Origin of the sequence: Acidocella sp. MX-AZ02 (assembly GCF_000306035.1) — a bacterium.
Classification (GTDB): domain Bacteria; phylum Pseudomonadota; class Alphaproteobacteria; order Acetobacterales; family Acetobacteraceae; genus Acidocella; species Acidocella facilis.
The window spans coordinates 193272-218323 of the sequence record NZ_JH976209.1 but is presented as its reverse complement, the minus strand read 5'-3'; the positions used below and the strand labels follow the sequence as shown (position 1 = coordinate 218323).

At 65.4% G+C, this 25052-nt stretch carries 25 protein-coding genes, 2 tRNA genes and 1 pseudogene; 14 read left to right on the top strand and 14 right to left on the bottom strand.

Annotated elements, in window-relative coordinates; all coding sequences use genetic code 11:
* Positions 1-354: Smr/MutS family protein (locus MXAZACID_RS13255; RefSeq protein ID WP_008494930.1), on the top strand; the 354-nt coding region annotated here is incomplete at its 5' end.
* The gene (locus tag MXAZACID_RS13250) at positions 351-713 is read left to right on the top strand and encodes a helix-turn-helix domain-containing protein (protein WP_008494929.1); all 363 of its coding nucleotides are present in this window, start codon (positions 351-353) and stop codon (positions 711-713) included. The genes MXAZACID_RS13255 and MXAZACID_RS13250, both read left to right, overlap by 4 nt.
* A gap of 99 nt (positions 714-812) precedes the next feature.
* Here the strand turns inward: MXAZACID_RS13250 and MXAZACID_RS20180 are convergent, their stop codons facing one another.
* The 3 genes and pseudogenes from MXAZACID_RS20180 to MXAZACID_RS20495 form a co-directional block, all read right to left on the bottom strand.
* A complete protein-coding gene (locus tag MXAZACID_RS20180; RefSeq protein WP_008494927.1) occupies positions 813-1406 on the bottom strand; it encodes a nucleoside triphosphate pyrophosphatase in 594 nt (197 codons plus the stop codon).
* A complete protein-coding gene (locus tag MXAZACID_RS20175) occupies positions 1388-1984 on the bottom strand; it encodes an AraC family transcriptional regulator (protein WP_256378781.1) in 597 nt (198 codons plus the stop codon). Before MXAZACID_RS20175 ends, MXAZACID_RS20180 begins: the two co-directional genes overlap by 19 nt.
* A pseudogene (locus MXAZACID_RS20495) lies at positions 1983-2402 on the bottom strand (AraC family transcriptional regulator ligand-binding domain-containing protein); the annotation flags it as partial. The gene MXAZACID_RS20175 and the pseudogene MXAZACID_RS20495, both read right to left, overlap by 2 nt.
* Positions 2403-2646: 244 nt before the next feature.
* Here MXAZACID_RS20495 and MXAZACID_RS13235 point away from each other — a divergent pair.
* From MXAZACID_RS13235 to MXAZACID_RS13225, 3 genes are all read left to right on the top strand, one after another.
* On the top strand, positions 2647-4602 hold the full coding sequence (locus MXAZACID_RS13235) for a primary-amine oxidase (protein ID WP_008494925.1): 1956 nt from the start codon (positions 2647-2649) through the stop codon (positions 4600-4602).
* A 117-nt stretch (positions 4603-4719) separates the two neighbouring features.
* Positions 4720-6132, top strand: coding sequence for an APC family permease (locus MXAZACID_RS13230; protein WP_008494924.1), 1413 nt, complete (start codon positions 4720-4722; stop codon positions 6130-6132).
* 101 nt (positions 6133-6233) lie between these two features.
* Positions 6234-6308: transfer RNA gene (locus MXAZACID_RS13225), tRNA-Met, on the top strand.
* A 17-nt stretch (positions 6309-6325) separates the two neighbouring features.
* Here the strand turns inward: MXAZACID_RS13225 and serB are convergent.
* The gene (gene serB / locus MXAZACID_RS13220; RefSeq protein ID WP_008494923.1) at positions 6326-7210 is read right to left on the bottom strand and encodes a phosphoserine phosphatase SerB; all 885 of its coding nucleotides are present in this window, start codon (positions 7208-7210) and stop codon (positions 6326-6328) included.
* Between serB and miaA the strand changes: the two genes are divergently transcribed.
* The 3 genes from miaA (at position 7209) to ilvN (ending at position 10542) form a co-directional block, all read left to right on the top strand.
* Positions 7209-8177 carry a tRNA (adenosine(37)-N6)-dimethylallyltransferase MiaA gene (gene miaA / locus MXAZACID_RS13215; RefSeq protein WP_039885376.1) on the top strand — a complete coding sequence of 323 codons (969 nt, stop codon included), beginning with the start codon at positions 7209-7211 and terminating at the stop codon, positions 8175-8177. The two genes, serB and miaA, sit on opposite strands and share 2 nt — an antisense overlap.
* Before the next feature lie 62 nt (positions 8178-8239).
* A complete protein-coding gene (locus MXAZACID_RS13210) occupies positions 8240-10033 on the top strand; it encodes an acetolactate synthase 3 large subunit (protein WP_039885374.1) in 1794 nt (597 codons plus the stop codon).
* Positions 10033-10542, top strand: coding sequence for an acetolactate synthase small subunit (ilvN, locus tag MXAZACID_RS13205; RefSeq protein WP_008494920.1), 510 nt, complete (start codon positions 10033-10035; stop codon positions 10540-10542). The genes MXAZACID_RS13210 and ilvN overlap by 1 nt, the downstream gene beginning before the upstream one ends.
* 61 nt (positions 10543-10603) lie before the next feature.
* Here ilvN and tldD read toward each other — a convergent pair whose 3' ends face one another.
* The 6 genes from tldD to apaG form a co-directional block, all read right to left on the bottom strand.
* Complete coding sequence (gene tldD, locus MXAZACID_RS13200; RefSeq protein WP_008494919.1) at positions 10604-12040, bottom strand: metalloprotease TldD; 1437 nt, start codon at positions 12038-12040, stop codon at positions 10604-10606.
* 11 nt (positions 12041-12051) lie between these two features.
* Positions 12052-13098, bottom strand: coding sequence for a COX15/CtaA family protein (locus MXAZACID_RS13195; RefSeq protein WP_008494917.1), 1047 nt, complete (start codon positions 13096-13098; stop codon positions 12052-12054).
* Position 13099: 1 nt separating this feature from the next.
* The gene (locus MXAZACID_RS13190; RefSeq protein WP_008494916.1) at positions 13100-14191 is read right to left on the bottom strand and encodes a COX15/CtaA family protein; all 1092 of its coding nucleotides are present in this window, start codon (positions 14189-14191) and stop codon (positions 13100-13102) included.
* Positions 14192-14272: 81 nt separating this feature from the next.
* Complete coding sequence (locus tag MXAZACID_RS13185) at positions 14273-14752, bottom strand: nucleoside deaminase (RefSeq protein WP_008494915.1); 480 nt, start codon at positions 14750-14752, stop codon at positions 14273-14275.
* Between the two features lie 7 nt (positions 14753-14759).
* On the bottom strand, positions 14760-15407 hold the full coding sequence (folE, locus tag MXAZACID_RS13180; RefSeq protein ID WP_008494914.1) for a GTP cyclohydrolase I FolE: 648 nt from the start codon (positions 15405-15407) through the stop codon (positions 14760-14762).
* Between the two features lie 95 nt (positions 15408-15502).
* Positions 15503-15907 carry a Co2+/Mg2+ efflux protein ApaG gene (apaG, locus tag MXAZACID_RS13175; RefSeq protein WP_008494913.1) on the bottom strand — a complete coding sequence of 135 codons (405 nt, stop codon included), beginning with the start codon at positions 15905-15907 and terminating at the stop codon, positions 15503-15505.
* A gap of 91 nt (positions 15908-15998) precedes the next feature.
* Between apaG and MXAZACID_RS13170 the strand changes: the two genes are divergently transcribed.
* The 3 genes from MXAZACID_RS13170 to MXAZACID_RS13160 all read left to right on the top strand — a co-directional run bounded on the left by MXAZACID_RS13170 (position 15999) and on the right by MXAZACID_RS13160 (position 18657).
* Positions 15999-17714 (top strand): tetratricopeptide repeat protein, encoded by a 1716-nt coding sequence (locus MXAZACID_RS13170; RefSeq protein ID WP_008494911.1) that lies wholly within the window; start codon positions 15999-16001, stop codon positions 17712-17714.
* The gene (locus MXAZACID_RS13165; RefSeq protein WP_008494910.1) at positions 17711-18568 is read left to right on the top strand and encodes a 4-(cytidine 5'-diphospho)-2-C-methyl-D-erythritol kinase; all 858 of its coding nucleotides are present in this window, start codon (positions 17711-17713) and stop codon (positions 18566-18568) included. The genes MXAZACID_RS13170 and MXAZACID_RS13165 overlap by 4 nt, the downstream gene beginning before the upstream one ends.
* Positions 18569-18582: 14 nt before the next feature.
* Positions 18583-18657: transfer RNA gene (locus tag MXAZACID_RS13160), tRNA-Gln, on the top strand.
* Between the two features lie 7 nt (positions 18658-18664).
* On the opposite strand, the gene MXAZACID_RS13155 is transcribed toward MXAZACID_RS13160, so the two are convergent.
* Entirely contained in the window at positions 18665-19342 is a 678-nt protein-coding gene (locus MXAZACID_RS13155) for a sensor histidine kinase (protein ID WP_008494909.1), read from the bottom strand.
* A gap of 132 nt (positions 19343-19474) precedes the next feature.
* Between MXAZACID_RS13155 and MXAZACID_RS13150 the strand changes: the two genes are divergently transcribed.
* On the top strand, positions 19475-19855 hold the full coding sequence (locus MXAZACID_RS13150; protein WP_008494908.1) for a response regulator transcription factor: 381 nt from the start codon (positions 19475-19477) through the stop codon (positions 19853-19855).
* A 90-nt stretch (positions 19856-19945) separates the two neighbouring features.
* Here MXAZACID_RS13150 and pgi read toward each other — a convergent pair whose 3' ends face one another.
* From pgi to folB, 3 genes are all read right to left on the bottom strand, one after another.
* Complete coding sequence (gene pgi / locus MXAZACID_RS13145; protein WP_008494907.1) at positions 19946-21520, bottom strand: glucose-6-phosphate isomerase; 1575 nt, start codon at positions 21518-21520, stop codon at positions 19946-19948.
* A gap of 65 nt (positions 21521-21585) precedes the next feature.
* The gene (gene uvrC, locus MXAZACID_RS13140; RefSeq protein WP_008494906.1) at positions 21586-23448 is read right to left on the bottom strand and encodes an excinuclease ABC subunit UvrC; all 1863 of its coding nucleotides are present in this window, start codon (positions 23446-23448) and stop codon (positions 21586-21588) included.
* A gap of 218 nt (positions 23449-23666) precedes the next feature.
* Positions 23667-24077: a dihydroneopterin aldolase gene (gene folB, locus MXAZACID_RS13135; RefSeq protein WP_008494905.1), complete on the bottom strand. Its 411-nt coding sequence runs from the start codon at positions 24075-24077 to the stop codon at positions 23667-23669.
* Between the two features lie 121 nt (positions 24078-24198).
* Between folB and MXAZACID_RS13130 the strand changes: the two genes are divergently transcribed.
* On the top strand, positions 24199-24657 hold the full coding sequence (locus tag MXAZACID_RS13130) for a copper chaperone PCu(A)C (protein ID WP_008494903.1): 459 nt from the start codon (positions 24199-24201) through the stop codon (positions 24655-24657).
* Positions 24654-24977 (top strand): c-type cytochrome, encoded by a 324-nt coding sequence (locus tag MXAZACID_RS13125; protein ID WP_008494902.1) that lies wholly within the window; start codon positions 24654-24656, stop codon positions 24975-24977. The genes MXAZACID_RS13130 and MXAZACID_RS13125 overlap by 4 nt, the downstream gene beginning before the upstream one ends.
* The last annotated feature ends 75 nt before the right edge of the window (positions 24978-25052 follow it).

Below are 25052 nucleotides of genomic sequence, written 5' to 3'. Positions count from 1 at the left end.
CGCGTAAAACTGCCCAGCCCGTCCTGGCTGGCGGTGAATGCGCCGCCGGCGGGGCTGGATAAATCCACCTGGTCGAAATTCCGTGGCCAGAAAATTCGCGCCGAGGCGAAGCTGGACCTGCACGGCCACACCGCCGCCCGGGCCCATACGGAAGTCACACGGTTTCTGGAGATGGCGCAGGCCACGGGGCTGCGCTGTGTGGAGATCGTCACCGGCAATGGCGAGATTCTGGCGCGTGAGCTGCCGCACTGGCTCAACACCCCGGCGATGCGGCCGCTCATCCTGGGCCTCGCCCACCCGCATGCGCGCAATGTGGGGGCCATTCGCGTGCTGCTGCGCCGGCGCCGGGGATGACGCCGTTCGGGGAGAAATTGCGGGCGCTGCGCCAGGAGCGGGGCATTCTGCTGAAGGACATGGCCGCGGCGCTGGAGGTCTCACCGGCCTATCTCTCGGCGCTGGAACATGGGCGGCGGGGCGCGCCCTCCGCCGGGCTGGTGCATCAGGTCTGCCAGTTTTTCGGGCTGATCTGGGATGATGCGGATGAGCTGGCGGCCCTGGCCCGGCAATCGCGACCCCGGCTGAAGCTTAACAGCGCGGGGCTGAGCGCGGCGCAGACGGCGCTCGCCAACCGGCTGGCCAAGGAGCTGCGGAATTTATCGCCGGAAACGGTGGCGGCGATCCAGAAGCTGCTGGATGCGAAGGAGGCGGGCTAGAATGTTTTTCATCAAATGAAAAACACTCTAGCTTTTTCTTTGCGAGCAATTTCAATCATCTGATCTGAACCTTCCGTTTCAGATCAGATGATTATTGCTCTAACCCGGCAGCACGGCCTGGGCGCGCAAGGCGCCGAGCAGCGGCAGCAGCGGCAGGCCGAGCACGGTGAAATAATCGCCCTCGATCCGCTCGAACAGCTGCGCCCCCTGCGCCTCCAGCCGGTAGGCGCCGACGCAATGCAGAATCTCGGCGCCCTCGGCGACCAGATAATCCTGCAGGAAATCCTCGCTGAATTCACGCATGGTCAATTGCGCGCGCGCCGCATGCGCCCAGAGCAGCGCCCCATCCTGCACCAGGCAGGCGGCGCTGATCAGCTCATGGGTGCGGCCGCGAAAGCCGCGCAGCTGGTCGCCCGCCGCCGCCAGATCCGCCGGCTTGTCATAGACCACCCCGTCACAGACCAGCACCTGATCGGCGCCGATCACCCGCGCCCCGGGATAAAGCGCGGAGACCGCCTGTGCCTTGGCCTGCGCCAGCGCCGCCGCCAGCGCCTCTGGCGCGCCGGTAAAGCCAGATTTCAGCGCGGTTTCATCCACGGAGGAGGCCACCGCCGAGAAATTCACCCCGGCCCCGGCAAGCATGGCTTTGCGGCTGGCGGAGGCGCTGGCGAGGATCAGGGAGCGTGTCGGCACGCCTGTCTGTACCGCGCGGGGGAGCGCCCCGTCCAGCGCGTGAAGGCACGGGTGAAGGCGCTGAGTTCGGAATATCCAAGCAGCAGCGCGATATCCGTGAAAGCGATCCCCGGCTGGCCGACATAATCCTGGGCCAGATCGCGGCGGATGCGGGCGGTGAGGTCTGAAAACGCCACCCCCTCCTGGCGCAGCCGCCGATGCAGCCCGGCCCGGCTCACCCCCAGACGCTGCGCCACCTGGTCGATCTGCGCCGCCCCGTTCAGAAACCCGTCCCGGATCAGCCCCAGCACCTGGCCGACGAAATCCCGTGCTCCCCCATCCGCCAATTGCGGGCGCAGCGCCGCGAGCAGCCCCGGCAGCCGCGCCGCAGCCGCCCCAGGCATCTTCGCCGCCAGCAATTCGGCGGGAAACAGCAGCGCATTGCGCGGGGCGGCGTAATAGACCGGGGCGCGGAAGCCAGACGCCGCGCGGGCTCCGGCCGGGCGCAGATGCTCGAACTGCACCTCCAGCGGCGCGAAACCCGGGCCCAAGGCCCGGCGAAATATCCCCCGCGAACACCGCCAAAGACAGCTCCGCATCCTGCCGGCGCTGGGTGATCCGTCCATCGCCGATCTGATATTCCAGCGCCATCACCGCGCCCTGGGCGCGCAGGCGCAGGCAGGAATGCTCCTGCAGCACCGGGAAATAGGCGCAGAGATTGCGCAGCGCCGCCCCCAGATCCGGCGAGGCCAGCACCAGCGCGCCCAGCGCGCCCATCTGTTCGGGCGCATATTGCTGGCCAAAGCGTAAGCCGAAATCATCCAGCCCGGTCTGCGCCGCCGCTTGCTCGAACAGCCGGCAATAGGCCATCAGGCTCAGACGCTGGGTGGGGTCGGCCAGCCGGGCGGCGGGCAAGGCCAACCCGGCCAGCAAGGACGGCGCATCCCCGCCGCACTGGCCGATCAGCGCCTCGATCCCTGCCGCGGCAGCGGCGGCGATATGCGGCTCCACACCCATGCGCTCACCCTTTCAGGAAAGATTTTTTACGCTAAAGCAAAAAATCACACAAGAATAAGCAATCGCCCATTTACGATGCAAACCAAGCCCAGTTTCTGCGCCGCCACCTTAAACAGCCTTTCTGGTTGCACTGATTTTGACACCAAATGTCAAGCGCGTCGCCGGCATCTTCGTCTCTACTCCGGGCATCAAACAGCCAGCTGCCTTCAGGACGGCAGCGCTGACCAAAACCAGGAGTGTGACGATGGACGATCTGCATCTGCCAACCCCGGCCGCGCCGAGCCTGTGCGCGAGCCTCCGCCACCCGCTCACCCCGCTGGACGCCGCCGAAATCCAGCAGGTGGTGGCGATCATCCGCGCCGATGCGGCATTTGGGCTGCCTTATCTGTTCGAGGTGATCGAGCTGAAGGAGCCGAGCCAAGCTGCCCTGGCCGCCTACCGCGCCGGCCAGCCCTGCCCGCGCGAGGCGCGCGCCAATATTTTTCTGGCCGATGCGCCCGGCGTCTGGCGGCTCAGCCTCTCCTTGGCCGACAATATCGTCACCGCAAAGAGCTTCCATCCGGAGGCACGGCCGATGATCCAGCTCGAACAATTCATCCAGATCGAGGATATCGTCCGCGCCCATCCGGATTTCATCGCCGCCTGTGCCAAGCGCGGCGTCACCGACATGAGCAAGGTCTGCGTCGACCCCTGGTCGGCCGGGAATTTCGGCGTGAAGGGCGAGGAAGGCGGCTATCTTTCCCATACATTCTGCTGGCTTCGCCTCTATGAGAACGAGAATTTCTACGCCCACCCGATCGAGGGCATCAATGCCGTGGTCGATATCAAGGCGGGCAAGGTGATCCGGGTGGGTGATTATGGCGTGCTGCCGATCCCGATGGCGGAATTCAATTACGAGGCGCAGTTCCGCGACGATTTCCGCCCGGCGCTGAAGCCGCTCGACATCATCCAGCCGGAAGGGGCGAGCTTCGTGCTCAAGGGCCGCGAAATCAGCTGGGATAAATGGCGCTGCGTCATCGGCTTCAATGCCCGCGAGGGGCTGACCCTGCACGATATTTCTTACGATGGCCGGCCGATTGTCGCCCGCGCTTCCATCGCCGAGATGGTGGTGCCCTACGGCGTGCCGGAGGGCGGGCATTTCCGCAAGAATGTCTTCGATATCGGCGAATATGGGCTGGGCAAGCTCACCAACTCGCTGAAGCTGGGCTGCGACTGCCTGGGCTATATCGCCTATCTGGATGCCGCGCTGAACACCATGGAAGGCGGCATTTTCGAGATCGAGAAGGCCATCTGCATCCATGAGGAGGATAACGGCATCCTCTGGAAACATTGGGATTTCCGCACCGAGCGCACCGAGGTCCGGCGCGGGCGCAAGCTGGTGATCTCCTCGATCTGCACCGTCGGCAATTACGAATATGCCTTCTACTGGTATTTCGACCAGGCCGGCGAAATCGAATTCGAGATGAAGGCCACCGGCATCATCAACACCTCTGCCTGCCTGCCCGGCCAACCCACCAAATACGGGGTGGAGGTCGCCCCCGGGCTGCAGGGCCATATCCACCAGCACGCCTTCTGCGCCCGGTTGGAAATGGCGGTGGATGGGCCGGGCAATTCCATCGTCGAATGCAACACATATGCGGAGGAAGACGAAGCCAGGAACCCCTATGGCAACGCCTTCTACCAGCAGGATACAATGCTGAAGACCGAGCTGGAGGCCTGCCGCAAAGCCAATCCGGCGACCCAGCGTTATTGGAAGGTGATCAACCCCAACAAGCTGAACCATACCGGCAAGCCGGTCGGCTATAAATTGATGCCGGAATCCACCCTCACTCCCTTCTTCCGCCCCGGATCTCCGTCAGGCATCCGGTCCAACTTCATGCAGAACCATCTCTGGGTGACGAAATTCTCCGAGGAGGAGCGCTTTCCCGCCGGCGAATATATGAACCATTCTGACGGATCCGGCGGGGTGGCGGATTTCGTCAAGCAGGATCGGGCGCTGGAAAATACCGATCTGGTGCTTTGGCACGTGTTTGGCCTGCATCACCAGCCCCGGCCGGAGGATTTCCCGGTGCAGCCCTGCATCAAGACCGGCTTCAAATTGATGCCGGTCGGCTTCTTCAACCAGAATCCCGGCATCGACATCGCCCCGGAGACCAACCGCGCCAGCAAGCTGCATGGCGGCGGGTGCTGCGGGCATTAGGCGGCCTCCCAGGGGACATACGCAAAAACGGCACGGTGTTTGCATTGCCGCAACAACAGACCCCGCCGGCGCCTGGCGCTGGCGGGAGACAGGCTTCCAGCAAGGAGATTGAAGAGTATGGTCGCAACCACGGACATCGCGGCGCACCAGACTGAAGCGAAGTTGAGGCAGGGTTCGCTGAACCTGCCGGAGACGATCGGCCAGTCGATCGCCAATATCTCGCCCACCCTGACCCCGGCGCTGAACATCGCCGTGGTCGCCGGCATCGCCGGCACCGCCTCCTGGGTGTCGTATCTCATCGCCACCATCGGCTGCGTGTTCGTGGGCGCCAATATCTCCACCCTGGCCAAGCGCCATCCGGAGGCGGGCTCCTATTTCGTCTATATCGGCCGCAATCTCGGCCCGGTGGCGGGGGCCATGGCCGGCTGGCTGATGATCCTGGCCTATCTCGCCTGCGCCATCGCCGTGGTCACCGCGGCGCCGCTCTACATCAACACCATCCTGGCCCCCTTCAATCTCAGCCTGAATAATTTCTGGCTGGGCGTGTATGGCGCGGCCTTCCTCGGCCTCGTCGCTTTCGCCTCCTTCCGAGATATCAAAATGTCCTCGCGCGCCGGGCTGCTGCTGGAAGCGTTGTCGATGGCGATCATCGTCGTCATCATCGCCATGGTGGTGGCGCAGAAGGGCACCGTGGTGGACCCCAAGCAGCTCGATTTCAGCCATATGCCGGTCGGCGGCATGATGTCCGCGATGGCCTTCGCGGTGTTCAGCTTCGTCGGCTTCGAGAGCAGCGCCACCCTGGCCAAGGAAGCCCGCAACCCGCAGCGCGCCGTACCCTTCGCCGTCATCGGCTCCGCCGCCGCCGCCGGGCTGTTCTTCGTGGTCACCAGCTATTTCATGGTCATGGGCTCGGGCGACAACACCGCCGCCATGGGCAGCTCCGCCTCGCCCTTCTCGGACATGACCAAGGCTGCGCATCTGCCCTGGGCCGGTGCCGTGGTCTATTTCGCCGCCACCATCAGCGCCTTCGCCTGCGCCCTGGCCTGCCTCAATGCCGGTTCGCGCATGCTCTTCTCCATGGGCCGCTACCAGTTCCTGCACAGCTCGATGGGCATGGTGCATAAAACCCACCAGACGCCCTATGTCGCGGTGCTGTTCAGCACCGTCATCGTGATGATCGGCTATGTCGCCCTGGCGATCACCCAGGGCTATCTCAACGCCTTCAATATCGGCGGCACCATTTCCACCTATGGCTTCGTGATAGTGTATCTGGGCGTGTCCATCGTCTCCTCGCTGGATGTCGCCAAGACCGGCAAACTCAGCGCCTGGAACATCATCTGCAGCCTGGTCGGCGTGGCGCTGATGGGCTTCGTGGTCTACAGCTCCGTGTTCCCCTGGCCGGCCGCGCCGGACCAGTATCTACCGCAGATTTTCGCGGCCTACATCATCCTCGGGCTGATCTGGTTCATGGTGCTGAAATCCAAATCCCCGCAGGTGCTGGCCAGCATCGCCAACGACATGGAAGGCTGAACCCCAGCCTCCACGGAAAAAGCCCCGGACATGTGTCCGGGGCTTTTTTATGGGCATTGACTTCTGCCGCGCGGCGAAGTACCCGCACGCTCACCTCTTGTGGCGGCGTAGCTCAGTGGTAGAGCAGGGGAATCATAATCCCTTGGTCGGAGGTTCAAATCCTTCCGCCGCTACCAGGGTTTTCCCTTAAAATTCAGCCTTTGAACGCGGATGCCGGATAGCCCTGCGCGAAGAGCAAAGCCGTCAGATCCGTGTGCACCACGCGGTTCAACATTTCCGCCGCCACCACCGGCTTGGCACGATACGCCACGCCCAGCCCGGCGGCTTTGAGCATCGGCAGATCATTGGCGCCATCGCCCACGCTCAGCGTCGCGGTCAGCTGCACGCCGCGCGCCTGGGCCAGCTCGTTCAGCGAAGCCAGCTTGGAATCCTTGTCCAGAATCGGCTCGCCCACCTCGCCGGTCAGCGCCGTGCCGTCATCCAGCAGCGTGTTGGCGCGGTGGATGGCAAAACCCAGCTCCTGCGCCACCCGGTCGGTGAAGAAGGTGAAACCGCCGGAAACCAGCGCGGTGGTGGCGCCGAAGCTGTTCATGGTCGCCACCAGCGTTTTCGCGCCGGGGCTGTACTGGATCTCCTTCCAGCATTCCTCCAGCTTCGCCACCGGCAGCCCCTTTAGCAGCCCGACGCGCTCGCGGATGGCGGCATGAAAATCCAGCTCCCCGTTCATCGCCCGCGCGGTGATGCCGGCGATTTTCTCTTTCAGTCCGGCAAAGGCCGCCAGCTCGTCCAGCGTCTCGGCGGTGACGATGGTTGAATCCATATCCGCCACCAGCACCGCCTTGCGCCGGCCGCGCGGCTTGGTGAGGAAAATATCCACCGCCTTGTGGCTGAGAATCGCCGCGATCGCCGAACGGTCCGGGGCGCGCGGGGCGTGGAATTCCACCGCCCTGCCCTCCTCCAGCCAGGTCAGATTGCGCCCTTCCGAATAGGCCAGGGCGCGGGCGGCGTCCTGGGCGGAGAGGGTGCCGGCCTCGATGCTGGCCACGAGCGTCACGATATGGGATTGGGCGGATGTCATGGACGCGACGGATAGGGCAGAGAACGGCTTAGGGCAACGGCGGGGTCTGATCCTGGCGGGACCGACGGCGAGCGGAAAATCCGCCTTGGCCCTGGCTCTGGCCGCCGAGATGGGCGGCAGCATCATCAATGCCGATGCGATGCAATGCTACCGCGAGCTGCGCCTGCTCACCGCCCGCCCCTCGGAAGCGGACGAAGCCCAGGCCCCGCACCGGCTCTACGGCGTGCGCGCGGCGCATGAACCGGCGAACGCCGCCTGGTGGCGGGAGGCGGCGAAGGCGGAGATGGCGGCTTGCGACTATCCCATCCTTTGCGGTGGCACCGGCATGTATTTCTCGGCTCTCGTGAAGGGCATCGCCAATATTCCCGACCCTGGCGAGACGGCCCGGGCCGAGGCCAGGGCGCTGCTGGCGGAGATCGGCCCGGAAGCGTTGCATGCGAAGCTGGATGCACCGACCGCCGCGAAGCTGAAGCCAGGCGACAGCCAGCGCATCGCCCGGGCCTATGAGGTGCTGATCGGCACCGGCAAGGGCATCACCTACTGGCAGGCGCAGCCGACCGACCGGCTGCAAGGCTGGGATCTGAAAATGATCCTGCTCGACCCGCCCCGTCCGGATCTGAAAGCCGCGATCGAAACCCGTTTCACCGCCATGCTGGCGGGCGGCGCGCTGGAGGAGGCGCGGGCACTGCTGGCGCTGGGCCTGCCGCCCGACGCCCCGCTGCTGCGCGCCCATGGCATGCCGGAACTGGCGGCGCATCTGCGCGGCGAGATCAGCCTGGAGGAGGCGAAAGCCCGAGCCTGCCTCGCCACCTTCCAATATACCAAGCGGCAGATGACCTGGTTTCGGCATCAGACGCTCGTCGGCACAACAGGCATGCAAATAATTCATTCAAGAATTGGCAGTCACACGCAATTTTCGGAAAGAAATATCGCTGATTTACGAAACTTCCTGAACAGCCCCGGTTGACCTTCGCATCCCGCCGCTGTACCGGAACATGAAATACTCCCGACGTGAATGGCAGGTTTAGCATGGATCACACGAACACAGCACCCGAGCTGATGAATTCCGGCGCGGAAGCCCTGCTCCGGGCGCTCAAGGCGCAGGGCGTGGATGTGATTTTCGGCTATCCCGGCGGCGCCGTATTGCCGATTTACGACGCGATTTTCCAGCAGAACGAGATCCGTCACATCCTGGTGCGCCATGAGCAGGCGGCGGTGCATGCGGCGGAGGGCTATGCCCGCTCCACCGGCAAGGTCGGCTGCGTGCTGGTCACCTCCGGCCCTGGTGCCACCAACGCCGTCACCGGTCTGGTCGACGCGCTGATGGACAGCATCCCGCTGGTCTGCCTGTGCGGCCAGGTGCCCACACATCTCATCGGCAATGACGCCTTCCAGGAGGCGGACACCACCGGCATCACCCGCCCGGCGACCAAGCATAATTACTTGGTCAAGCAGTCCGGAGATTTGGTGCGGGTGGTGCACGAGGCCTTCCTGGTGGCGCGCACCGGCCGCCCCGGCCCGGTGCTGATCGATCTGCCCAAGGATATCCTGATCGCCCCGGCGCCCTATCAGGAGCCGGCGGCCCAGCCCGTGCATCGCTCCTACCGCCCGCAGACCGCGCCGGACCCGCGCCGCATCGCCGAAGCGGTGGCGCTGCTCAAGCGCGCCGAGCGCCCGGTGATCTATGCCGGCGGCGGGGTCATCAATGCCGGGCCGGAGGCCTCGCGCCTGCTCACCGAGTTCACCCGCCTCACCGGTTTTCCGATCACCAACACGCTGATGGGCCTCGGCGCCTTTCCGGCCTCGGACCCGCTCTTCCTCGGCATGCTGGGCATGCACGGCACCTACGAGGCGAACCTCGCCATGCATGGCTGCGACGTGATGCTGAATCTCGGCGCCCGCTTCGATGACCGCGTCACCGGTCGGCTCAACGCCTTCTCGCCGAACTCGAAGAAAATCCACGCCGATATCGACCCCGCCAATGTCAACAAGACGGTGCAGGTGGATGTAGCCATTATCGGTGATGCGCTGGCGACGCTGAAGGCGCTGATCGCCGCCTGGAAGCAGGACAGCACCAAGACCGACAAGGCCGCGCTGGCGAACTGGTGGGCGCAGATCGATGTCTGGCGCAGCAAGAACTCGCTGCGCTTCACCCAGCCGCGCGACAAGGGTAGCATCATCAAGCCGCAATACGCGATCGAGCGGCTCTACCAGGCCACACGCGGGCGCGAGACCTACATCACCACCGAGGTCGGCCAGCACCAGATGTGGGCGGCCCAGCATTTCAAGTTCGAGAAGCCGAACCGCTGGATGACCTCTGGCGGGCTTGGCACCATGGGCTACGGCCTGCCCGCCGCGATGGGCGTGCAGGTGGCGCACCCGGACGCGCTGGTGATCGACATTGCCGGCGAGGCCAGCATCCTGATGAATATTCAGGAGATGGGCACGCTGGCGCAGTACCGGCTGCCGGTGAAGATCTTCATCCTCAACAACCAATATATGGGCATGGTGCGCCAGTGGCAGGAGCTGCTGCATGGCAGCCGCTATTCGCAAAGCTATTCCGAAGCCCTGCCGGACTTCGTGAAGCTGGCGGAGAGCTTCCATGGTGTGGGGCTGCGCGCCGAGAGCGTGGATGATCTGGACCGGGTGATCGCGGAGATGATCGCGATCGACAAGCCGGTGATCGCCGATATCTGCGTCGACCAGAAGGAGAACGTCTTCCCGATGATCCCCTCCGGTGCGGCGCATAATGAAATGCTGCTGGGGCCGGAGCATAAGGATGAAGGCCCGGCGGTTACCAATGAAGGGATGGCGCTGGTCTGATGTCTGAAACGAATTTGCGCTCCGCCACCATCTCGGTTCTGGTGGAGAATGAATCCGGCGTGCTGGCGCGCGTCATCGGGCTGTTTTCCGGCCGTGGCTATAATATCGACAACCTCACCGTGGCACCGGTGGAGCGGGACGGCTCGAAGAGCCGCATCACCGTGGTGACGCGCGGCACGGCGATGGTGATCGAGCAGATCAAGGCGCAGCTGGACCGGCTGGTGCCGGTTTATAAAGTGCTGGATCTGTCCGAAGGGCCGCATCTGGCGCGCGAGCTGGCGCTGATCAAGGTGCTGGGCACGGGCGAGAAGCGGGCCGAGGCGCTGCGCCTGGCGGATGCGTTCCGGGCGCGCGTGATCGACGCGACGACGGAGAGCTTCACCTTTGAGCTCACCGGGGCGACGGATAAGCTGGACGCGTTTCTGGAGCTGATGCGCCCGCTGGGTCTGGCGGAAGTGTCGCGCACGGGCGTGGCGGCGATTGCCCGGGGCACCACGACGATTTCTTAAGTCATAAAAGTTTTTGGGGGTGTGGGGTGTTTTTTCAAAAACACCCCACAAAAACTTTTATTTACGCCGCGGTTCCGCCAATGGTCAGCCCCGACAGCTTGATTGTCGGCTGCCCCACCCCCACCGGCACGCCCTGGCCATTCTTGCCGCAGGTGCCAATGCCAGGGTCCAGAGCCGGATCATCCCCGATCATCTCCACCTTCGTCAACGCATCCGGCCCGTTGCCGATCAGCGTCGCCCCCTTCACCGGCGACGTCACCTTGCCATCCTCGATCAGATAAGCCTCGGAGGCGGAGAACACGAACTTGCCGGAGGTGATATCCACCTGGCCGCCGCCGAAATTCACCGCATACAGCCCGCGCTTCACGGAGGCGATCATGTCCTCCTTCTTATCCTGCCCGCCTTGCATGATGGTGTTGGTCATGCGCGGCATCGGCGCGTGGGCGTAGCTCTGGCGGCGGCCATTGCCGGTGGCGCGCATATTCATCAGCCGGGCATTCTGCCGGTCCTGGATGAAGCCGGTCAGAATCCCATCCTCGATCAGCACCGTGCGGCTGGTCGGCGTGCCTTCATCGTCGATGGTCAGCGAGCCACGGCGGTTGGGGATGGTGCCGTCATCCACCACGGTCACACCCGGGGCGGCGATGCGGCTGCCCAGCAGCCCGGCAAAGGCGGAGGTCTGCTTGCGGTTGAAATCGCCTTCCAGCCCGTGGCCGATGGCCTCATGCAGCAGAATGCCCGGCCAGCCCGGCCCCAGCACCACCGGCATCTCGCCGGCGGGGGCCGCCACCGCGCCGAGATTGACCTCGGCCTGGCGGATCGCCTCGCGCACCGCATTCTGCCAGAAATTCGGGTCGATATAGGCGCCATAGCCCGAGCGCCCGCCCGCGCCATGGCTGCCGGATTCACGCTTGCCGTTCTCTTCCAGCACCACGGAGATATTCAGCCGCACCAGCGGGCGGATATCCGCCACCCGCGCCCCGCCGGCGCGGACGATCTCGATCACCTGCCACTCGCCGGCTATGCTTGCCATCACCTGCACCACGCGCTTATCCGCGCCCCGGGCGAAATCGTCGATCTGCTTGAGCAACGCCGCGCGCTCCGCGAACGGCGCCTCGCCCAGCGGGTTCACGCCCACGTAAAGCGGCGCCCCGGCGGCGGCGGGCTCGCCGGCCGTCACCGATTGCTCCATCGCCTTGGCGGCGCGGATGGTCTGCGCCGCGCGGCCCAAGGCGGCGGCGGAAATATCCCCGGCATGGGCATAATAGGCGGCCTCGCCGAGCACCGCGCGCAGGCCAAAGCCGCGACGCGTATCGAAGCTGGCGGCACGGATGCGGCCATCATCGAGCGAGATGGACTCTGATTCCCGGTATTCCAGGAACAGCTCGCCATCATCCGCCCCGTCGAGCGCGGTGGCGATGTGCTTGGCAGCATCAGCCAGATCCAGCCCTTGCGGGCCGTGGAAGAATTCATCCGCCTTGGTCAGCGCGTCACTCATCTCTCACACTCCTATTCCGCCGCCGCCAGCGCCCCAACAGGGGCGGCCACCGCGCCGCGCAGCCCGTGGCGGGCGGCGATGGCGGTGGCGAACAGCAGCACGGCATTCAGCTCATGCACAAAGCCGAGCTCATTATTGCCCAGCACAAGCGTGGCCATGCCCAGCACATATTGCAACGCCACCAGCAAGGCGAGCAGCAGAAAAATATCCCGCAGCGCCGGCGGCAGCCGGCGGCGCAGCCCCATCACGGCGGTGGTCAGCACGGTCAGCGCCGTGACCGTCGCCAGCAGCCGGTGGCAGAACTGCACCGTGCCCTTGTTGGTGACGAAATTGCTCCAGAGCGGGTCCTGGGCGAAGGCGCCCGGCGGCGTCCAGGCGCCATCCATGGTCGGGAAAGAGTTATAGACATGCAGGGCGCCCGAGGTCGCGACCAGCGCGCCGAAGCCCATGGTGATCCAGATCAGCAGCACCGAGGCGCTGGCAAGCCCGCGCAAGCTGCTAGCCCCTTCCAACGGCACCGGCTCCGGGGTGCGCAGGCTCATGCCGGTCCAGATCAGCAGGAGCAGGATCAGCATGGCGGAGAGCAGATGCGGCGCCGCCCATTCCGGTGGCGGTGAAACCACACCGGGATACATCCCGGTCTGCACCATGTACCAGCCATAGGTGGCCTGCCCCGCGCCGAGCAGGAAGATGAAGCCCAGCCACAGCGCCAGCTTGCGCTGAATGCGGCCCTTTAAGAGGAAATAGCCGAAGGGCAGCAGAAACACGCAGGCCATCAGCCGGCCCCAGCAGCGATCCAGGAACATCGGCCAGAACAAGGCCTTGTACTGCGCCATGTCGATCGGCTGCGCCTGGTATTGCGCGGTGTGCTGATACAGCCCGTAAAGCTGGTTCCAATCCGCCGCGTTCAGCGGCGGGATGAAGCCGGTGAAAGGCCGCCAGACCTGGATGGTGAACCCCGCCCCGATGGTGCGCGCATGCCCGCCGCCGACCACCATGCCAAAGACCATACCGGCCAGCAGCAACAGCCAGGTGCCGACGGCGCGGTCCTGCCTCATCTCACCCCCTCTTGCGGCGGGTCGCCCCGCGCAGGGTGAAGACGATGAACAGCATCCCCCCCAGCAGCAGCACCGCGTTCATCTGGTGCGCCACGCCGATATCGTAGCGGCCGGAGACCAGAGCGGTCACACCCAGGATGAATTGCAAAATGACCAGCCCGCCGACGATCAGCGCGCCATCACGCACCGGGCCGGGCAGCTCGCTGCGCAAGGCGCGCACTGTAAGGGTGAGGATGCCCAGAGCCGCCAACACCGCCAGCATCTGATGGCCGAAAATGATCGCCCCGGCGGAGTTCAGCACCCCGGTCATCGGCCAGCCGGCCGGCGGCTGGCCGGTGCCGATATGATCCTTCAGGCTGAAATCGGCGATGCCGTGAATGCCGGAGACCATGGTGCCGCCCCACATCGCCAGCAGCAGCAGCAGCAGTGCGCCGATGGTATGGCCACGCAGGCCCTTCAGCCCCTCATAACGGGCCGGTTCGGGGTGGCGGATGACCAGAGCCGTCCACAGCACCGCGCAAAACAGGAACATCGCCCCGAAGAAATGCAGCGAGAGCCGCCAGCCTTCCACTGCGATGCTGTCCGCCCGGAAGCCGGAGGAGACCATGAACCAGCCGATGAAACCCTGCAGCCCGCCGAGCAGGAACAGCAGCACCAGCCAGGGCACCAGCCGCTTCTCCACCCGCCCGGTGAGCGCGAAGACGATCAGCGGCAGCAGCAGCACCGCCCCCATCAGCCTTCCCCAGAGGCGATGAATATATTCCGGCCAGAACAGCTGCTTGAACCCGGCCAGCCCCATGCCCTGATGCTGGAGCTGATATTGTGGGATGGTCTTGTACAGCGCGAAAATCTTGTTCCAGGCATCCTGGCTCAAGGGCGGCAGCACGCCGATGATCGGCTCCCAGCGCATGATCGACAGGCCGGAGCCGGAGTCACGCGTATAGCCGCCAATGCCGACCATCACCCAGATCATGAAGGCCAGAAGGAACAGCCAGCTGGATACAAGTTTTCGGTTGGCCAGGCTGCCAGCCCCGCCTTGCGGGCGGATGTTGGAAAAGGCTGTGGCGTTCAAGCGGGTCGTGTCGCTCGGCACAAGGAAACTCCTTCAGACTTAACACGCAGGGCTTACGCCCCCCGCCCCGAAATCGCCAGCCCCTGTACCGAATGGCAGCAATCAGTAAGGGATGCGCGCCTCGCGCCGGATCCAGTCCTGATAGGAATCCCGCGCCTCTTCGAGGAATTCCGTGAGCTGGATAGCCGGGGTGTCACGCTCGCCCTCGGGCTTGGCGAGCTGGCGGTAAAATTCCTGGTCGTCAAAGCCGATCGCCTCGGCATCCGCCGGGGCGCAGGCATAATACACCTTGCCGATCCGGGCCCAGAAAATCGCCGACATGCACATCGGGCAAGGCTGGCCGTTCACGTAGATCTCGGTGCCGGAGAGGTCGAACTGGCCTTCCTTCTTCGCCGCATCGCGGATCGCCGTGACCTCGGCATGGGCGGTGGGATCGATGGCGGAGAGCACGCGATTATGCCCCTCGCCGATGATCTTGCCATCGCGCACGATCACCGCGCCGAACGGGCCGCCATGGCCACCGGCCACACCCTGGCGCGCCAGGGCGATGGCGCGTTTCATGAAAGGCTCGTGCTGGCTCATACGCAGGTTACTCCCCGGTGCAACTCCGGGTTTGGATCATGGCCAGAAATTCCCGCCGGGTCGAGGGGTTGTCGCGGAATTCGCCCACCATATGGCTGGTGATCATCGAGACGCCGGGCTTGTGCACGCCGCGGGTGGAGATGCATTGATGATTCGCCTCGATCACCACCGCCACGCCGCGCGGCTGCAACACCTCCTGGATGGTGTTGGCGATCTGCGCGGTGAGTTTTTCCTGAATCTGCAGGCGCTTGGCATAAGCATCCACGACACGGGCAAGCTTGGAAATCCCCACCACCCGCTTGCCCGGCAGATAGGCGACATGCGCCTTGCCGGTGATCGGCACCATGTGATGCTCGCAATGGCTCTCCAGCCGGATATCCCGCAGCAGGATCATCTCGTCATAGCCCTCGGTTTCCTCGAAGGTGCGCGAGAGGATCTCGACCGGATCCTCCTCATAGCCCTTGAAGAATTCCGCATAGGATTTGGCGACGCGCTTGGGGGTATCCAGCAGCCCTTCGCGGGTCGGGTCGTCCCCGGCCCAGAGCAGCAAGGTCCGCACCGCCTCCTCGGCCTGTTCCCGCGTCGGGCGGACCAGGCTCTGCTTGCGTTTCGCGGCCTTGGCGGCTTTCAACTGGATGTTCACGCGGCGCTCCATTTCAGGTCTGAGGCATTAAAGACGTCATGTATGACGATTACGTTTATATGGGCCAGCCGGATCACTCAGCCAATATTGGGCGCAAATCGCACGGCTCAATGCCGCCTGGGATCCTCGTGCGGGCTGTCCAGGCTGAAGGCCGGCACCGCGACGTCGAACGGCTCGCCGCCAGGCAGGCGCTGCATGTGATAGGTGCCGACCATGAAGCCCGAGGCGGTGGCCAGCGGCGCGCCGGAGCTGTACTCGAACCGCGCCCCCGGGGTGAGCACCGGCTGCTCGCCCACCACGCCATCCCCATGCACGACATGGGTGTAGCCGGTGCTATCGGTGATGTGCCAGGTCCGCCTGAGCAGCTGCACGGTGGCGCCGCCCTGGTTGATGATGGAAATATGGTAGGCCCAGAAAAACCGCCCCGCCCCCGGCTGCGACTGCTCATCCAGAAACATGACTCGCACCTGCACGGTGACGTCGTTGGTTGTCGCTTCGAACCCAGGCTCCATGCCGCCAGCCTATCCCAGCCCCTGGGCGCGAACAAGCGAGCCCTGCTTCACGGTTTTTGCCGCTCCGCAACAGCGCTGCTAGAGTCTGCTCATGCGCATCTCCTTGCCGTTCGGCCGCTTCGCCGTCGCTGCCTGCATCATGCTTTCCGCCTGCGCGGCGGGCGCTGCCGGTACGGCCTCCTTCCCCGACACCGCCCCCACCCCGGCCACCAAACCCAACCCAGCCTTCGGGGCGTTTCTGGCGGCGCGCTACGCGGCTTCGGTGAACGACCCGGCGCGGGCCGCCCGCTTCTATGCCAAGGCGCTGCAAACCGACCCGGATAATCCGCGCCTGGCGCAGGAAGGGTTTCTCTCCGGCGTGCTGGCCGGCGGCGATGAGGCGCAGGCGCTCGCCCCGCGCCTGCCCGGCAATGCGCTGGCCGCCTTGCTGCGCGGCAACCAGGCGGCGATGCAAGGCGATTACAAGCAGGCCGCCACCTTCTTCAAATCCCTGCCCGGCGACCAGCTGGCGGCTTTGATCGAACCGCTGCTGATCGCCTGGACGCAATTCGGCCAGGGCGACGAGCAAGGGGCGCTGAACACGCTCGGCCCCAGCTTCAATAATGGCGCCTTTGGTGGCGTGTATGTGCTGAACGCGGCGCTGATCGCGGATGCGGCTGGCGATACCAAGAGTGCCACCCAGCTCTACGGCGCCGTCTCCGCCGCCTCGCCCAATCTGCGCCTGGCGCAGATCCTGGCCAGCTGGGATGCCCGCCAGGGCAACAAGGCGCAGGCCGAGGCGGTGCTGATGGCGCTGATCGCGGCGCATCCGGACCTCGCCATCGCGCTGCCGGAGCTGCAGGCGCAGATGGGGGCGAAGGTGATCTCCACCCCGGTGCAGGGCATGGCCGAAGCCTATCTCACCTTGGCGGCCTCGCTCAGCCAGCCACAGGCTTTGTTCCTGCGCAGCGTGTTCCTGCGCTTCGCGCTGGAGCTGCGCCCGGACCTTTCCGCCGCGCGGCTGATCCTGGCCTCCACCCAGATCGACAGCGACGACCCCAACGCCACCCCGACGCCGGTGGAAATGCGCAACGCGCTCGACACGCTGGCGCCGATCCAGCCCGGCGACGCGCTCTATGGCCCGGCCGCAGTGCAGCAGGCCAGCCTGCTCGCCAGCCTGGGCGAGCCGGACAAGGCGGTGGCGCTGCTCGACGGGCTGAGCGCCCAGCACCCGGACAATCCCGGGCTGCTGGCCGCCGCCGGCGATGTCTGGCGCACCGCGCATCAATGCGGCCAGGCACTGCCTTATTACCAGAAGGCGATCGCCCTGGCCGGCAATCCGCCGCCGGCCGCCGCCTGGAGCCTGTATTTCGATCGCGGCATCTGCGAGGACGAAACCGGCAACTGGGCGGCCGCGGAGCCGGACCTGGAACAGGCGCTGAAACTCTCCCCCAACCAGCCTTATGTGCTGAATTATCTTGGCTATAGCTGGGCCTCGCGCGACGAGAAGCTGGATGAGGCGCAGGCGATGCTGAGCAAGGCCGCCGGGCTGGACCCGAAGGATCCGGCGGTGCTGGATTCGCTCGGCTATGTCGAGATGAAGCGCGGCAACACCAAGCGCGCCCTGGCACTGCTGATCCAGGCGGTGGAGCTGGCGCCAGACGATGCCGAGGTCAACGGCCATCTCGGCGATGCGTTCTGGCAGGCGGGGCAAAAGCTGCAGGCGGCCTATCAATGGGACCGCGCGCTGGGGCTGAACCCGGATGCGACGCTGAAAGCGGCGCTGGAAGCCAATATCCAGCAGCATTTCGGCGCCCCCACGCCATGAGCCTCACGGTTTTCGCGCCAGCGAAGGTCAATCTCTATCTGCATGTCACCGGCAGGCGGGCGGATGGGTATCATCTGCTCGACAGCCTGGCGGTGTTCCCTGATGTCGGCGACCGGGTGCAGGTTGAGGCGGCGGAGGCGCTGAGCCTGAGCCTGGGCGGGCGCTTCGGCGCGGCGTTGCAGAGCGAGCCGGATAATCTGTTGCTAAAGGCGGCGCGGGCGCTGGCACCGGGGCGCGGGGCGCGGCTGCATCTGGAAAAGGACCTGCCAGTGGCCTCGGGCATTGGCGGCGGCTCGGCCGATGCGGCGGCGGCGCTGCGCGCCCTCTGCCGGCTCTGGGGCTTGCAAAAGGCGGATCTGCCGGCCTTGGCGCTGGCGCTGGGGGCGGATGTGCCGGTCTGCCTGCGCAGCGAACCGGCGCGGATGCAGGGCATCGGCGAGGTACTGGCCCCTGCCCCGCGTTTGCCGGAGTTTGGCATGGTGCTGGTCAATCCTGGCGTGGCGGTACCTACCCCGTCGGTGTTCAAGGCCCGCACTGGCGGCTTCTCGCCACCGCCGCGCCTGCCGGCGATGTGGCCCAGCGCCCGGCTGATGGCCGAGGATCTGAAGCGCTGCGGCAATGATCTGCAGGCGGCGGCGATCGGCATTCAGCCCGTCATCGGCACGGTGCTGGCGGCGCTGGCGGCACTGCCGGGCGCGCTGCTGGCGCGGATGAGCGGCTCCGGCGCCACCTGCTTCGCCCTGTTCGAAACCGCCGAGAACGCCGCCCAAGCCGCCGCGACGCTGCAGGGTGAGCAATCTTCCTGGTGGTGTTGGGGCGGGGGGCTTTACCAGCCGCCCCCGACCGGCTTATGAGAGCGCCCAGCCGATGGGACGTCGCCAAGCGGTAAGGCAGCGGATTTTGATTCCGCCATGCGGAGGTTCGAATCCTCCCGTCCCAGCCAGGCTCTCCTAGCCCTCCGCCGGCCGTAACAGCAGCCGCGCCACGCAGCCCTGCCCCGGCGCGCTGTCCAGCACCAGCCTGCCACCAGCGCGCTCCATGCTGCGCGCGGCGATGGCCAGCCCCAGCCCACGCCCGGCGCCGTTGGCGCGGGTGGTGAAGAGCGGTTCGGCGGCCTGGGCCAGCACCTCCGGCGCCATGCCCGGGCCATCGTCGCGCATTTCGATACAGACCATGCCATCCTGCAGCGCGGCCCGCAGCGCCAGGGCATGCGAGGCCGGGGCGGCTTCCCTGGCATTCTCGATCAGCTCCACCACCGCCTGCTGCAACCCGTCCGGGTCAGCCATGGCGAAGAGCGTTTGCGGCGGCAGCGTCATCGCCACGCCACGCCCTTCCGGCTGGCCCGCCAGCGTGCGCAGCAAGGCGGTCACCTCCACCGGCTCAGCCGGGCGGGCGGTGCGGCCGGAATAGACCAGCAGCCGGTGCGCGAACCCCGCCGCGCGGGCGCCGGCATTGCGCGCGCCGGACAAATAGCCTTCCAGCCCCTCGATCTTGTTGCGGGCGGCGCGCATCTCCAGCAATTCGAGATTGCCGAGCACGCCGGTCAGCAGATTATTGAAGTCATGCGCCACCTGCGCGGCGAAGGGCTCCAGCCCGCCGGGGGCGTCGTCCTCCTCAGCGGGCATCATGCCTGAATCTCCTGTGCCACTCTCATCCCCGATTTTTTCAACCAAAAGCAACCCAACTGTAAACTAAGGTCACTCAGATTAGGCTTATACAGCAGGTGAACAAGTGTTTGTGAAACCGGGAAAGAGAGTTGGATGATGCGCATTCTGCTCATCGAGGATGACGAGACGGTGGCCAGCGTGGTCACCAATGGCATGGCCGAGGCGAATCACGAGGTCACGCATACGATTGACGGGCAGGACGGGCTGAGCCGCGCCGCCAAGGGCAAGTTCGACGTGATGATCTTCGACCGCCAGCTCCCCGGCGGGGTGGATGGGGCGGAATTGCTGCGCGAGCTGCGCGCGCATGACGTGACCACGCCGGTGCTGTTCCTCTCCGGCCTCGGCGCGCTGGGCGACTGGATGACCGGGCTGGAAGCCGGCGGCGATGATTATATCGTCAAGCCCTTCGTGTTTTCGGAGCTGCTGGACCGGGTGGAGGCGCTGCACGAGCGCCGCACCACCCCCGAACTTTGAAAATAACCCCTTGAAGAAGTTATAAAAGTTTTTTGGTGCCGCTTTTTTACAAAAGAGCGGCGAAAAACCTCCGGGGCGTTGGCAACGCCGTTACCGCCGCCCCCCGCGCAGATAGCCGAGCAGCCCGGTGGTGGAGCCATCCGCCCCATCGCCGGCCTCGCCGCGCACCATTGGCAGCAGCCTGGTCGCCAGCTCCTTGCCCAGCTCCACCCCCCATTGGTCGAAGGCGTTGATGTTCCACACCGCCGCCTCGGTAAACACGCGGTGCTCATAGAGCGCGATCAGCTTGCCCAACGTCGCCGGGTCCAGCTTGCGGTAGGCGGTGACGATGGAGGGGCGGTTGCCGGGGAAAACCCGGTGCGGATTGCCCTTGGCCTCCTCCAGGCTGCGGCCTTGCAGCAGTGCCTGCGCCTGGGCCAGGCAGTTGGCCACGAGCAGCTCATGATGCACCGCCATCTCCGGCTCATGGCCTTCGGCGGCGATATAGAATTCGCACGGAACCACATCCGTACCCTGATGGATCAGCTGATAGAAGGCGTGCTGGCCATTGGTGCCGGGCTCGCCGAACACCAGCGGGCCGGTGGGCTGCGCGACCGGGTTGCCCTCGCGCGTCACCTGCTTGCCGTTCGATTCCATGTCCAGCTGCTGCAGATAGGCCGCAAACCGCGCCAGGCGCTGGTCATAAGGCAGGATGGCGCGGGCCGGGTAGCCCAGCGCGTCACGGTGCCAGAGCCCGACCAGCGCCAGCAGCACCGGCAGGTTCTCTTCCAGTCTGGCGTCGCGGAAATGCTCGTCCATCTCCCTGGCCCCGGCCAGGAAGGCGCGGAAATGTTCCGCGCCGATGGCGATGGCGACCGGCAGCCCGACCGAGGACCACACCGAATAGCGCCCGCCGACCCAATCCCAGAAACCGAAAATCCGGTCCGGGGCGATGCCGAAGGCCGCGCATTTCTCCAGCGCGGTGGAGACGGCGCAGAAATGCGCCCCCACCGCATCCTCACCCAGAGCGGCCGCCAGCCAGCGCCGGGCGGAAGCGGCGTTGGTCATCGTCTCCACCGTGGTGAAGGTCTTCGAGGCGATGATGAACAGGGTCCGCGCCGGGTCCAGCCGCTTCAGCGTGTCCGAAAGATGCGCCGCATCGACATTGGAGACGTAATGCAGGCGCGGCCCGTCATGATAGGGGGCGAGCGCGGCGGTGACCATCGCCGGGCCGAGATCCGAGCCGCCAATGCCGATATTCACCACATCGGTGAACGGCTTGCCGTCGGCGGCCGCGATGGCGCCGCCGCGCACTGCCTCGGCGAAGGCCAGAAAGCGCCCCAGCGTCTCTTGCACCGCCGGCACCACATTCTCCCCGCCGACCAGGATTTGCGCATCCGCCGGGGCGCGCAAGGCGGTGTGCAGCACGGCGCGGTTTTCGGTGAGGTTGATCGGCGCGCCGGCGAACATAGCGGCGCGCTTTTCCTCCAGCCCGCTGGCGCGGATCAGCCGCAGCAGGGCAGCGAAGCTGCTGCCGGTGAGGGAGGTTTTGGAAAAATCCAGCAGCAGCCCGGCGGCGGTGACGGAAAAATCCGCGAACCGGGTCGCATCTTCGGCAAATAATGCGCGCATGTCCGGCGCCTCGGCCGCCAGCCTTTTCACATCCGCCCAATCAGACTGGCTCATCCATACCCCCACACGCTTGTTTTGTGCTCCAAACTTATAGCTTCGGCGCGGGAAGCCAAGAGGGGCTAATCCTCCAGCCTTACACCGGGGTGAAAGAAGCCATAGACCGCGCGGGCCGTGGCCCGGTTGATGCCGGGGACGGATTCCAGATCCTTCAGCCCCGCCCCCTTCACCCCGCGCGCCGAGCCGAAATGCAGCAGCAGCGCCTTTTTGCGCGCGGCGCCGATGCCCGGCACCTCATCCAGCTCCGAGGTGGTGAGCTTCTTGCTGCGGGCGGCGCGGTGGGTGGTGATGGCGAAGCGATGCGCCTCATCGCGCAGCCTCTGCAGAAAATACAGCACCGGGTCACGCGGCGGCAGCTGGAAGGGCTCGCGATGTTCCATGTGGAACCATTCCCGCCCTGCATCGCGGTCCGGCCCCTTGGCGATGGCGACCATCGGGATATCCTCCAGCCCCAGATCCGCCATCACCGCCTTCGCCGCCGAAAGCTGGCCAGCACCGCCATCGATCAGCACCAGATCCGGCCAGCTCTCGCCGCTGCGGTCCGGGTCTTCCTCCAGCGCGCGGCCGAAGCGGCGCTGCAGCACCTCGCGCATCATCGCGAAATCATCGCCCGGGGTGAGCACGGATTTGATGCTGAATTTGCGATAGGCGGATTTCATTGGCCCCTCGGGCCCGGCCGCCACCATCACCCCGTAAGCGTTGGTGCCCATGATGTGGGAGTTGTCATAGGTCTCGATCCGCCTTGGCGTCTCCGCCAGGCCGAACAATTCCGCCGTGGCGGCGAGCAATTTGCCCTGGCCGGCACTCTCGGCCAGCTTGCGCTCCAGCGCCTCGCGCGCATTGGTGGCGGCATGGGCCACCACATCGGCCTTCTCGCCGCGCTGCGGCACCGAGATATAAACCCGCCGCTCCGCCTTCAGGCTCAGCGCCTCTTCCAGCAGCGCCTGCTCCTGCGGCGCATGGTTGAGCAGAAGCTGCGCCGGGGGCGGCTTGTCGTCATAGAATTGCGCGATGAAGGCGGCCAGCACCTCCGGCGCCTCCTCATCCTTGGCATGGGCGGGGAAAAAGCTGCGATTGCCGTTATTGCGCCCGCCGCGGATGAAGAACACCTGCACGCAGGCCTGGCCGGCCTGCTGGTGCAGGGCGATCACGTCCGCATCGCCCAGGCTTTCCGGGTTGATGACCTCGCTGCCCTGCACATAGGCCAGGCCCCGGATCCGGTCACGCAGCGCCGCCGCGCGCTCGAACTCAAGATTTTCAGAGGCTTGCTGCATCGCAGCAGCGAGATCCTTCTGCACCGCGCCGGTCTTTCCCTGCAGGAAATCCCGGGCCTGGGTGACCAGCTTGCCGTACTCCTCCTTGCTGACCCGGTCCACGCAGGGGGCGCAGCAGCGCTTGATCTGGAACAGCAGGCAAGGCCGGGTGCGGTTGGTGAAGACGGTATCCGCGCAGGTACGGAGCAGGAACACGCGCTGCAGCGCCTGCACGGTCTGGTTGACCGCCCAGACCGAAGCGAACGGCCCCCAATAGAGATTGCCCTTCTCCTGCACCCCGCGATGCTTGGCGATGCGCGGAAACGCCTGCCCCGCCGTCAGCATCAGCCAGGGATAGGTTTTGTCGTCCCGCAGCAGGATATTGTAGCGCGGCTTCAACCTCTTGATGAGATTGGCTTCCAGCAGCAGCGCCTCGGCCTCGGTATGGGTGGTGAGGATCTCCATCGCGGCGGTATCCGCCACCATGCGCCGCAGCCGCTCCGGCAAACGATTGATCTGGGTGTAGGAGGTGACGCGTTTTTTCAGGTTGCGCGCCTTGCCGACATAGAGCGCATCGCCCTTGCCATCCAGCATCCGGTACACGCCTGGGTTGTTCGGCATCGTCTCCAGCGCGGTTTCGATCACCTCGACGCCGATTTTCGCAGCCTCCAAACTTATCCCCTTCCGCCTGTGGATAACTCTGTGGAATGTCGGCAGGCAAGCTGTGCACGCCCTGCCCAGGCCGGGCCGAAAAGGAGCCGGGTCCGGTCCTGGTTATTCATAGTTAACATATTGATTTTGAACGACATTAACATTTGTTCAACGAATTATCTCCGTTTCCAAATCCACCCAAACCCCCTTGCTGGAACCGGGGTGGTGGAAGTGGACAACTAGATAGTCCGGCGTTCGATTTCCACACCCACGCTGGCGGCATCGGCGAACACGTCCAGCTTTTCCACCATCACCCGCGCCACCCGCACCCTTGGATCGCGCAGGCAGGCCTCGGCGACGCGCTCGGCCAGCGTCTCCACCAGTTGCACATGGCCGCTGGCGATGATCTCGCGCACCGCGTTGATCACCGTATCGTAATCCACCACCCGGCGCAGATCATCCGCCCCCACCGCGGGGCGCGAGAGATGCGCGGCACCGTCATCCTCGACCGCCAGATCCAGATTGAAGCGCACGCGCTGGGTGCGGCCATGCTCCTGGGCATAGACGCCGATCTGCGCCTCCAGCACCAGGTCGCGGACAAACATGCGCCGCGTGGCCCGGGCGGCATCGGCGAGGCGGATATGATCCATGGCCGCCTTTTGCGCCGCAACGCCAAAATTGGCAATAAATGGCGGCCATGCGCCAATGTCCGGACAAAGCCTCCCACGCCGTAAGCTTTTCTTGCGCCCGTGGCTGCGCTATCCAGTCTGCATGAAACGCCACCTTGCTCTGCTCGTGCTACCCGTGCTGCTCGGCGCCGCCGCCCCCAGCCCCTCGGCCACGCCGCAGCCCTCCCCGGCCAATATCCATGCCGCGAATGGCTGGTTCCGGTATCTGCTACCTAACATCCCGGCCGGCGGCTACATGACGCTGAGCAATAGCGGCGACAGCACCACCAGGCTGATCGGCGCCAGCTCGCCGGCCTGCGGTACGCTGATGCTGCACAAGACGGTGAATGATGGCGGCACCTCGACGATGGAGATGGTGAAGAGCCTCACCATCCCCGCCCATGGCCAGGTGAGCTTCGCCGAAGGCGGCTACCATCTGATGTGTATGAAGCCGAAGATGAAGGTGGGCGAGAAGATCGGCATCACGCTGAAATTCGCGGATGGCGGCGATCTGCTGCTGTTGCTGCCGGTCTATGGCCCCTCCGGCCCGTCGGGCGCGTGAAGGCGCTGCGGGCCGCGCCGTTGCTGCTGCTGGGCCTGGCCGCCGCCGCGCCGGCGGGGCAGCAGATCGTCCTGCACGGCAATGAAAACGGCGCCATGCCCTGCGCCGCCTGCCATGGCGCGCAAGGCCAGGGCAACAGCTCTATCGGCGCGCCGGCGCTGGCCGGGCGCCAGGCGGATGATATCGTCGCCGCGCTGAATCTGATGGCCGCGGGCCAGGGCGGCAATGCGCTGATGCGCCGCATCGCGGCCGCGCTGCCCCTGACGCAGCGCCAGGATGTGGCCGCATATTTCGCCAGCCTGCCCGCCGCCAAGCCTTAAAATATTCAACCTGATGATATAAGGCGGGCGCAATTGAACCGCAATTCATCAATTCGCAAGCCATTCCGGCAAAAG

What these genes read in the sequence shown, in the direction of transcription:
- miaA (WP_039885376.1), top strand. Translation starts at nt 7,209, where the DNA reads ATGGACGCGACGGATAGGGCAGAGAACGGCTTAGGGCAACGGCGGGGT.
- pgi (WP_008494907.1), bottom strand. Translation starts at nt 21,520, where the DNA reads ATGAGCCAGTCTGATTGGGCGGATGTGAAAAGGCTGGCGGCCGAGGCG.
- folE (WP_008494914.1), bottom strand. Translation starts at nt 15,407, where the DNA reads ATGGAGCGCCGCGTGAACATCCAGTTGAAAGCCGCCAAGGCCGCGAAA.
- MXAZACID_RS13195 (WP_008494917.1), bottom strand. Translation starts at nt 13,098, where the DNA reads ATGAGGCAGGACCGCGCCGTCGGCACCTGGCTGTTGCTGCTGGCCGGT.
- MXAZACID_RS13130 (WP_008494903.1), top strand. Translation starts at nt 24,199, where the DNA reads ATGAAACGCCACCTTGCTCTGCTCGTGCTACCCGTGCTGCTCGGCGCC.
- ilvN (WP_008494920.1), top strand. Translation starts at nt 10,033, where the DNA reads ATGTCTGAAACGAATTTGCGCTCCGCCACCATCTCGGTTCTGGTGGAG.
- MXAZACID_RS13170 (WP_008494911.1), top strand. Translation starts at nt 15,999, where the DNA reads ATGCGCATCTCCTTGCCGTTCGGCCGCTTCGCCGTCGCTGCCTGCATC.
- serB (WP_008494923.1), bottom strand. Translation starts at nt 7,210, where the DNA reads ATGACATCCGCCCAATCCCATATCGTGACGCTCGTGGCCAGCATCGAG.
- MXAZACID_RS13185 (WP_008494915.1), bottom strand. Translation starts at nt 14,752, where the DNA reads ATGAGCCAGCACGAGCCTTTCATGAAACGCGCCATCGCCCTGGCGCGC.
- MXAZACID_RS13250 (WP_008494929.1), top strand. Translation starts at nt 351, where the DNA reads ATGACGCCGTTCGGGGAGAAATTGCGGGCGCTGCGCCAGGAGCGGGGC.
- apaG (WP_008494913.1), bottom strand. Translation starts at nt 15,907, where the DNA reads ATGGAGCCTGGGTTCGAAGCGACAACCAACGACGTCACCGTGCAGGTG.
- MXAZACID_RS13165 (WP_008494910.1), top strand. Translation starts at nt 17,711, where the DNA reads ATGAGCCTCACGGTTTTCGCGCCAGCGAAGGTCAATCTCTATCTGCAT.
- MXAZACID_RS20175 (WP_256378781.1), bottom strand. Translation starts at nt 1,984, where the DNA reads ATGCGGAGCTGTCTTTGGCGGTGTTCGCGGGGGATATTTCGCCGGGCC.
- MXAZACID_RS13235 (WP_008494925.1), top strand. Translation starts at nt 2,647, where the DNA reads ATGGACGATCTGCATCTGCCAACCCCGGCCGCGCCGAGCCTGTGCGCG.
- tldD (WP_008494919.1), bottom strand. Translation starts at nt 12,040, where the DNA reads ATGAGTGACGCGCTGACCAAGGCGGATGAATTCTTCCACGGCCCGCAA.
- folB (WP_008494905.1), bottom strand. Translation starts at nt 24,077, where the DNA reads ATGGATCATATCCGCCTCGCCGATGCCGCCCGGGCCACGCGGCGCATG.
- MXAZACID_RS13150 (WP_008494908.1), top strand. Translation starts at nt 19,475, where the DNA reads ATGATGCGCATTCTGCTCATCGAGGATGACGAGACGGTGGCCAGCGTG.
- MXAZACID_RS13230 (WP_008494924.1), top strand. Translation starts at nt 4,720, where the DNA reads ATGGTCGCAACCACGGACATCGCGGCGCACCAGACTGAAGCGAAGTTG.
- MXAZACID_RS13155 (WP_008494909.1), bottom strand. Translation starts at nt 19,342, where the DNA reads ATGATGCCCGCTGAGGAGGACGACGCCCCCGGCGGGCTGGAGCCCTTC.
- MXAZACID_RS13210 (WP_039885374.1), top strand. Translation starts at nt 8,240, where the DNA reads ATGGATCACACGAACACAGCACCCGAGCTGATGAATTCCGGCGCGGAA.